This window comes from Halomonas sp. 707D4 (assembly GCF_024158685.1).
In the GTDB taxonomy this organism is placed as follows: domain Bacteria; phylum Pseudomonadota; class Gammaproteobacteria; order Pseudomonadales; family Halomonadaceae; genus Vreelandella.
The window spans coordinates 1-7,746 of record NZ_JAMZBD010000118.1 but is presented as its reverse complement, the minus strand read 5'-3'; the positions used below and the strand labels follow the sequence as shown (position 1 = coordinate 7,746).

Sequence of the window (7,746 nt, the reverse complement as noted above, 5' to 3'; positions counted from 1 at the left end):
GTGCCTGGTCGATCAAGCTCGGCGGCCATAGCGCCGGTGCCCAGCTCGCCTACTGGGTCGCCCGCCGCACGCCCCTTCCGATCGACCGGCTGCTGCTGGTCAGCGGCGTGTTCGATCTCGCGCCACTGGTGGACACCTACGTCAACGCACCGCTTGACTTGAATATGGAGCAGGCACGCGCGCTCAGCCCGCTCCATGACGATCTCTCGGGGCTTCCCCCGTGCCGGGTGGTGATCGCCGAGAACGACCCGCCCGCCTTCCACCGCCAAGCCGACGCTTTTCTCGCCGCACTCGCGCAAGCGGGCGTCCCTTGCCAGCGCGTCGAGCTGCCTGACTGCGACCATTTCGACGTGCTGGAGCGCTTTTAGACCGCGTCGATGCTGCGGCGCTCATTCCAGTATCAAACTCCGCCACCCCGATGCCCGCCGCGCCGTTGAAAACGGCGCCAATGGACGACAGGCCCGTTGAATGTAGAGGGGCTCATCAACGCTGCGAAGTCCCAGGTAGATTATCTACTCGACGCTGCAAGCGTTAATGACTAGATTCACTTAAGCTGCCTGAAAGCCTTAACTTATCCTAAAAAAAGACTCAAGGTTCGGTTCGGACTGCCGATAACTTATTGTTATCATTGAAGGGAGGCTACCGATGTTTCAACTGCCAACTAAAAGAAAAACCGCAGGTCGACCTCACGGACGAGGGGTGCTGACACAATTGAGCGATCAGATGGAGCGCGGCATGCTTTCCATCACGCTGGATGCCGATTTACGCATTTCATCCGTCAACCAGGGTTTTGCGGATGCACTCGGCTACCGGCGCGAGCAGCTGCTGGGCAGGCCGATGTCGGAGATCGTGCCGGCCTACGTCAAGGAGCTGCCCTGCTTTCGGGACTTCCAACGAGCCATCACTACCTTCGAGCCGGTCAGCGACAACTACCGTTACCTGCGCGAAGATGGCGCCTTGATATGGCTCAACATCGTCTGGCTACCGATACGCAGCGCGGGTCGGCGGCTTTCCCATGTACAGGGCTATGGCCGCGAGGTGACCGAGATCGTCGAGGGCGCCAAGGAGAGCGAGTCGTTCATTGCCGCCTTGATTCGCTCCACCGCCGTCATCCAGTTCAACCTCGATGGCACCATCATTACCGCCAACGAGCAGTTCCTGAAAGGAATGGGATACCGCCTCGACCAGATCATCGGCCGGCACCACCGGATGTTCTGCACGCCGCAAGAGGCCGGCTCGCCGAACTATGTGGCATTCTGGCAGACCTTGAACAATGGCGAGTTCGTGGCGGACCGCTTCAAGCGCATCGACAGCCGCGGGGCCGAGGTGTGGCTCGAGGCCACCTACAACCCCGTCTACAATGCCGATGGCCATCTCTGGAAGGTGGTGAAATTCGCCAGCGTCATTACCGATCAGGTGGCGCGTGAGCGCCAGGTACGCGAAGGCGCCCATCTGGCCTTCGATGTGTCACGTCAAACCGATGTCAGCGCCGAGAAAGGCGCGGCGGTGGTCCAGCAGACCGTCGAGACGATGCGCCAGATCGCCGCCCAGATGCAGGCCGCTACCGAAAGCGTCGAAGCGCTGGGCAAGCAGTCTCTCGAGATCAACGCCATTGTCGAGACCATTGGCGGCATCGCGGAGCAGACCAACCTGCTGGCGATCAACGCCGCCATCGAGGCCGCCCGAGCCGGTGAACAGGGACGCGGCTTTGCGGTGGTCGCCGATGCGGTCAGAAAGCTCGCGGCCAGCACCAGCGCCGCCACCGAGAAGATCACCAGCGTCGTCACGCAGAACCAGGCCCTCTCGCAGGAGGTCAAGCGCCAGATGTTCGAGACCCGCGAAGAAGCCCAGCAGGGCCTCGAAGTGGCGGGCCAGGCGGGCAGCGTGATCGTAGAGATCCAGGACGGCGCCAAGCGCGTGGTCGACGCCGTCCAGCGCTTTTCGAGCGATCTGACCTAGCGCGCTAGCTGACCGGAATCATCACCACTTTCTGAAACGCCGGGCGCTCGGTCAGCGCCTGGTACCAGCGCTCCAGATGGCTGCGCGGGTTCCAGGTCAGCCCGCAGTTCCACAGGTTGTAGATCAGTGGCGCCACGGCGATGTCGGCCAGGCCGAACGCCTCGCCGGAGAGCCAGGGTCGTCCATCCAGCGCGTCGTCGAGCATGGCGAAGAGCGCTTCGCACTCCGCGGTGCCGGCTTCGAGCCTGGCCTGGTCACGGGCGTGCGGCGGGGTACGAACAAACCCCATCAGCATGATGCGATGAGCCGGTGACAGGCGCGAGCTGCCCCAGTCCATCCACTTCTCGGCCCGGGCGCGCTTGGCAGGGTCGTCGATCCACAGACGGCCCTCGCCGTACTGGGCGGCCAGGTAGCGGGCGATGGTATTGGACTCCCACAGCACGCTCGCGGTGGCGTCGTCCTTCAAGACCGGCACCAGGGCGTTGGGGTTCATCGCCTTGAACTCGGGCGTATCGTTGACGCCGTGTTCGAGCCCGGCCTGGATCTGCTGATAGGGAAGGTCGAGCTCTTCGAGCACCCAGCGCACTTTCTTGAGATTGGTGGAGTTGTCGCGGCCCCAAAGCGTAATCATGGTGATCCTTGTCATGGGTTGATCGAGGCCATCCAGTGTGGCGGGGCAAGCGGTGCGTGACAAGTCGCACGGACACCGCCACGCCGGGCGCCTGCGTGATCACTTGTCCTGGTAGAAGGTCATCAGGCTCGAGAAATCGAGCCGGCCGTGGCCGTTTGCCTTGTGCAGCGCGTAGAGCGCCCGTGCCGCGGAGCCCATCAGCACCGGCGCGGCGCTTTGCTGGCTGATATCCATGGCCAGTCCCAGATCCTTGAGCATCAGATCGGTCAGAAAGCCGCCCTGGTAGCCTTTCGAGGCCGGGGCATTCTCCATCACCCCCGGGTAGGGGTTGTAGACGTTCAGCGCCCAGTTGCCGCCGGAGCTCTGCTTCATGATCTCGGAGAGCACCGCCGGGTCGAGGCCGTTTTTCACCCCCATGTTGATCGCCTCGCAGGTGCCGGCCATCAGAATCGCCAGCAGCATGTTGTTGCACGCCTTGGCCACCTGCCCCGCGCCGCTTTCGCCGGCGTGGAAGATGTTCTTGCCCATCACCTCGAGCACCGGTCTGGCCTTTTCGAACTGGGCTGGCGTGCCGCCGACGATGAAGGTCAGCGTGCCCGCCTGGGCGCCACCCACGCCGCCGGAAACCGGCGCATCGATGAAGTCGATGCCCTTCTGCTCGGCGGCGGCGGCCACCTGGCGCGCGGTATCGGCATCGATGGTGGAGGAGTCGATCACCAGCGCGCCGGGGGCGATGACGTCGAAAAGTGGCGCCTCGCCATCCACGAACAGCGCGCGCACGTGCTGACCGGCGGGCAGCATGGAGATCACGATTCGAGCGTCTCGCGCGGCGTCCTGAGCCGAGGCGGCGACTTCGCAGCCGTGCTCCTTCGCGGTGGCAAGCGCCTCAACGCTCAGGTCGAAAGCACGCACGTCGAACCCCGCTTTCGAAAGATTCGCCGCCATGGGGCCGCCCATGTTGCCAAGGCCGATGAATGCGATGGTGGTCATGATCGTTATCCTTGTTATGGGTGATTGGCTGATGGTGATTGGCCGCGCTAGCCGAGCGAGGCCAGCGGATTCTCCTCCCAGGGAGAGGCCAGCAGCTCGTCGATGAAGTACTGCTCCACGGAGGCGACGTCCGAATAGGTCCAGGCCGGGCTTCCATCCTTGTCGACCAGCAGCGCGCGCACGCCCTCGGGAAACTCGCGGTGTCGACAGCACTGCACCGAAAGCGCGAGCTCCGAGCGAAACACCTGGGCAAGCGACATGTAGCGCGCCCGCTTGAGCTGCTCGTCGATCAGCGCGATCGACACCGGGCTTCCGTGGGCCAGCGTCTTCTGGGCACGGCTGAACCAGGCATCGTCGCTTTCGACCGCCAGAATGGCGGCGACGGTCTGCTCGGTGGTGTCGTGATCCATCAGCTCGCGAATCAGCGGCGTGGCCTGGAGTACCGGGGTTTCCTGCCCGGTGAAGTGCGCGCGGGCTTCGTGCTCGAGCTCTCGAAGCGCCCGGTTGACCACGCCGTGGGCGTCGATACTGCCCTGCTGGTTCCAGCGCGCGGCGGTAAGTGCGTTCAACAGCGCCTCGAACTGGTCGCTTTTCAGGCAGCGGTCGGCCAGGCCGAGATGCACGGCGTCCGTCGCGTTGACGGGGCTTCCGGTCATGGCCAGAAAGCGCCCGGTGCCGACCGGCAGACGGTTGAGGAACCAGCTCGCGCCGACGTCCGGGTAGAGGCCGATGGTGACCTCGGGCATGGCGAGTCTCGAGGTCTCGGTGACCACCCGGTGGCTCGAGGCGCTCAAAAGCCCCATGCCGCCGCCCATGACGATACCGCTGCCCCAGCAGATCACCGGCTTGGGGTAGGTGTGAAGGGTAAAATCGAGCCGGTACTCGTGGGTGAAAAAGCGCTCGGGAAAGTCGGCATCGCCGCCCTGGGTAATCGAGCGGTAGAGGCTTACCACGTCGCCCCCGGCGCAGAACGCCTTTTCACCGGCGCCCCGCAGCAGCACCGCCACCACTTCGGGCTCTTCCTTCCAGCGCTCGAGCTGCGGCTGCATCGCCTCGATCATCTCGAGGGTCAGGGCGTTGAGCGAACGCTCGGCGTCGAGTGTGATCTCGCCGACGACGTGTCCATCCCGGGTGGCGTGCTCGGTAAACACTACGCTACTCATTGGAGCATCCTTGTGCCATTGAACGTTCCCTCACTATAGCTCGCCGGCGCCGTCGGCCAACACCCGCCGGGCGATGATCAACCGCATGATCTCGTTGGTGCCTTCCAGAATGCGGTGTACCCGGGTGTCGCGCACGAAGCGCTCCATCGGATACTCCTTGATGTAGCCGTTGCCGCCAAAAAGCTGCAGCGCCTCGTCGCACACCTTGAAGCCGACGTCGGTGGCGAAGCGTTTGGCCATGGCGCAGTAGGTCGGCGCATCGACGTGTCCGGCATCGAGTTTGGTCGCGGCCAGGCGCACCAGCTGGCGCGCGGCCACGAGCTCGGTCGCCATGTCGGCCAGGCGAAACTGCAGCGCCTGAAATTCCGCCAGCGCCCGACCGAACTGCTTGCGCTCGCGCAGGTAGTCGCGGGCCTCGTCGAGTGCCCGCTGGGCGGTGCCGATCGAGCAGGTGGCGATATTGATGCGCCCGCCGTCGAGCCCCTTCATGGCGATCCTGAAGCCCTCGCCTTCGCGCCCCAGCAGGTGATCGGCCGGCACGCGCACGTCCTCGAACGTCACCATGCGGGTGGGCTGGCTGTTCCAGCCCATCTTCTCCTCCTTGCGCCCGTAGCTGATGCCGGCGCTCGCGGCCTCCACCGCGAAGGCGGAGATTCCGCCCGCCCCTTCGCCGCCGGTACGCGCCATCACCACGAGCACGTCGGTACTGCCGGCGCCGGAGATGAACATCTTGCTGCCATTGAGCACGTAATCGTCGCCGTCGCGTTTGGCGCTGGTCTTGAGCGAGGCGGCATCCGACCCGGCGCCGGGCTCGGTCAGGCAGTACGAGCCCAGAAGCTCGCCGGTCGCAAGCGCCGTACCCCAGCGCTCGATCACTTCAGCCCGAGCGTGGCTTGCCAGCATCCAGGTGACCATGTTGTGGATGGTGAGGTACGCCGTGGTCGAGGTGCAGCCCATGGAGAGCTGCTCGAAGATGAGGCTGGCATCGAGCCGTGAAAGCCCGAGCCCGCCCACGCTCTCCGGCGCATAGAGCGAACAGAACCCGAGCTCCCCGGCTTTCTTGATCACATCCACCGGGAAGTGGGCATCGCGATCCCACTTTGCGGCGTGAGGGGCCAGCTCCTTCTGGGCGAAGCTTCTGGCCATGTCGATGAAGGCGACCTGATCGTCGTTGGGCTCGAAATTCATGGCGGGTCTCCGTTTGGGCGGTACTCGTTGTCGTTATGAAGAGCGCTCGAACGCTCAATTGACGTTAACGTCAACTTATAATTTAAGCTTGCCCTGCGCACCACGACCTTCGGCGTAGGCGCACGCGTCAAAGGGGATCCGTCGGAGCGCTCTACTTGAAGTTCTTGCGGTAGAGCGCGCCCAGCTCGCCGACGATGCCGCTACGAAAGCTCAGCACGCACACCACGAAGATCGCGCCGAGAATCACGCTCACCCAGTTACCCAGCGGCGACTGGGCAAGCAGGTGCTGGAGGCTGACGACGAGCCCGGCGCCCGCGATCGGCCCCAATAGCGTGCCAACGCCCCCCAGCAGCGTCATCAGAATCACCTCGCCGGACATGTGCCAGTGGGCATCGGTCAGGGAGGCGAGCTGGAACACCACCGTCTTGGTGGCACCGGCGAGCCCGGCCAGCGCCGCCGAGAGCACGAAGGCGACGAGCTTGTAGGCATCGACGTTGTAGCCAAGCGAAATCGCCCGCGGCTCGTTCTCGCGGATCGCCTTGAGCACCTGGCCGAAGGGCGAGTGCACGGTACGCTGGATGAGGGCAAACCCGAGCACGAAGATCGCGAAGACGACGTAGTACATCGAAAGATGACTTCTCAAGCTGATGACGCCAAAGAGCTCACCGCGCGGCACGCCGTGCAGGCCGTCCTCGCCGCCGGTGAACGGCGCCTGGATGAAGAAAAAGAACATCAGCTGGGCCAGCGCCAGCGTCACCATGGCGAAATAGATCCCCTGGCGGCGAATCGACAGCACGCCGAACAGCGCCCCCAGAAGCGTCGCGCAGAGCGTACCCGCCAGAATGCCGAGCTCCGGCGTGAGCCCCGGATAGCTTGCAAGCAGATACCCCGTGACGTAGCCGCCGGTGGCCAGAAACGCCGCGTGGCCGAAGGAGAGAAGCCCGGCGTAGCCCAGCAGCAGGTTGAAGGCGCAGGCGAACAGCGCAAAGCAGAGAACCTTCATCAGAAAGACCGGGTAGGCCAGGAACGGCGCCACCAGCCCCAGCGCCAAAAGCGCCACGTACAGAAGCGCCCGGCGCTGGCCGGCGCGGCGTTTTCTCGTTGCGACCGCACTCGGTGCGCTCAGCGTCGTGGACTCCGACATGGCTATGCCTCCTTTCCGAAAAGCCCGGCCGGGCGCAGCATGAGTACCAGGATCATGACCAGGAAGATCACCGTATTGGCGGCCTCCGGGTAGTACACCTTGGTCAGCCCCTCGATCACGCCCATGCCGAGCCCGGTGAGAATGGCGCCCATGATCGAACCCATGCCGCCGATCACCACCACCGCGAAGACCACGATCAGAAGGCTCGACCCCATGGTCGGCGACACCGGGTAGAGGGGTGCGGCGAGTACCCCGGCAAAGGCGGCGAGCCCCACGCCGAAGCCGTAGGTGAGCGTGATCAGAAGCGGCACGTTGACGCCGAAGGCCTGCATCAGCTGCGAGTTCTCGGTGCCCGCGCGCAGGTAGGCGCCAAGGCGGGTGCGCTCGATCATGAACCAGGTGAACAGGCACATGGCGAGCGCCGCCACCAGCACCCAGGCGCGGTAGGTGGGCAGGAACATGAAGCCCAGGTTCAAGCCGCCCTGCAGGATCTCCGGCGTGGCGTAGCGCGCCCCTGAAACGCCGAAGAAGTTGATCAGCGTACCCTCGAAGATCAGCGCCAGACCGAAGGTCAGCAAAAGCCCGTAGAGGTGATCCAGATGCGCGATGCGGCGCAGCAGAAAGCGCTCGACGAGCATGCTGAGCCCGCCTATGGTCAGCGGCACCAGTAC

8 protein-coding genes are annotated in these 7,746 nt (G+C 64.4%); 2 read left to right on the top strand and 6 right to left on the bottom strand.

Going from position 1 to position 7,746, the window contains the following annotated elements:
* Positions 1–368: alpha/beta hydrolase (locus BIS11_RS07085; RefSeq protein ID WP_253585863.1), on the top strand; the 368-nt coding region annotated here is incomplete at its 5' end.
* Between the two features lie 331 nt (positions 369–699).
* Positions 700–1,959 carry a methyl-accepting chemotaxis protein gene (locus BIS11_RS07080; RefSeq protein WP_253423808.1) on the top strand — a complete coding sequence of 420 codons (1,260 nt, stop codon included), beginning with the start codon at positions 700–702 and terminating at the stop codon, positions 1,957–1,959.
* 4 nt (positions 1,960–1,963) lie between these two features.
* On the opposite strand, the gene BIS11_RS07075 is transcribed toward BIS11_RS07080, so the two are convergent.
* From BIS11_RS07075 to BIS11_RS07050, 6 genes are all read right to left on the bottom strand, one after another.
* On the bottom strand, positions 1,964–2,590 hold the full coding sequence (locus tag BIS11_RS07075; protein ID WP_253423805.1) for a glutathione S-transferase family protein: 627 nt from the start codon (positions 2,588–2,590) through the stop codon (positions 1,964–1,966).
* A gap of 99 nt (positions 2,591–2,689) precedes the next feature.
* Complete coding sequence (mmsB, locus tag BIS11_RS07070; protein ID WP_253423800.1) at positions 2,690–3,580, bottom strand: 3-hydroxyisobutyrate dehydrogenase; 891 nt, start codon at positions 3,578–3,580, stop codon at positions 2,690–2,692.
* A gap of 47 nt (positions 3,581–3,627) precedes the next feature.
* The gene (locus BIS11_RS07065; protein WP_253423797.1) at positions 3,628–4,743 is read right to left on the bottom strand and encodes an enoyl-CoA hydratase/isomerase family protein; all 1,116 of its coding nucleotides are present in this window, start codon (positions 4,741–4,743) and stop codon (positions 3,628–3,630) included.
* Between the two features lie 33 nt (positions 4,744–4,776).
* Positions 4,777–5,931, bottom strand: a complete 1,155-nt coding sequence (locus tag BIS11_RS07060; RefSeq protein WP_253423794.1) for an acyl-CoA dehydrogenase family protein — start codon at positions 5,929–5,931, stop codon at positions 4,777–4,779.
* A 151-nt stretch (positions 5,932–6,082) separates the two neighbouring features.
* Entirely contained in the window at positions 6,083–7,075 is a 993-nt protein-coding gene (locus tag BIS11_RS07055) for a branched-chain amino acid ABC transporter permease (RefSeq protein ID WP_253423791.1), read from the bottom strand.
* 2 nt (positions 7,076–7,077) lie between these two features.
* A partial coding sequence (locus BIS11_RS07050; RefSeq protein WP_253585862.1) for a branched-chain amino acid ABC transporter permease occupies positions 7,078–7,746 on the bottom strand: 669 nt, incomplete at its 5' end.

What these genes read in the sequence shown, in the direction of transcription:
- BIS11_RS07075 (WP_253423805.1), bottom strand. Translation starts at nt 2,590, where the DNA reads ATGATTACGCTTTGGGGCCGCGACAACTCCACCAATCTCAAGAAAGTG.
- mmsB (WP_253423800.1), bottom strand. Translation starts at nt 3,580, where the DNA reads ATGACCACCATCGCATTCATCGGCCTTGGCAACATGGGCGGCCCCATG.
- BIS11_RS07065 (WP_253423797.1), bottom strand. Translation starts at nt 4,743, where the DNA reads ATGAGTAGCGTAGTGTTTACCGAGCACGCCACCCGGGATGGACACGTC.
- BIS11_RS07060 (WP_253423794.1), bottom strand. Translation starts at nt 5,931, where the DNA reads ATGAATTTCGAGCCCAACGACGATCAGGTCGCCTTCATCGACATGGCC.
- BIS11_RS07055 (WP_253423791.1), bottom strand. Translation starts at nt 7,075, where the DNA reads ATGTCGGAGTCCACGACGCTGAGCGCACCGAGTGCGGTCGCAACGAGA.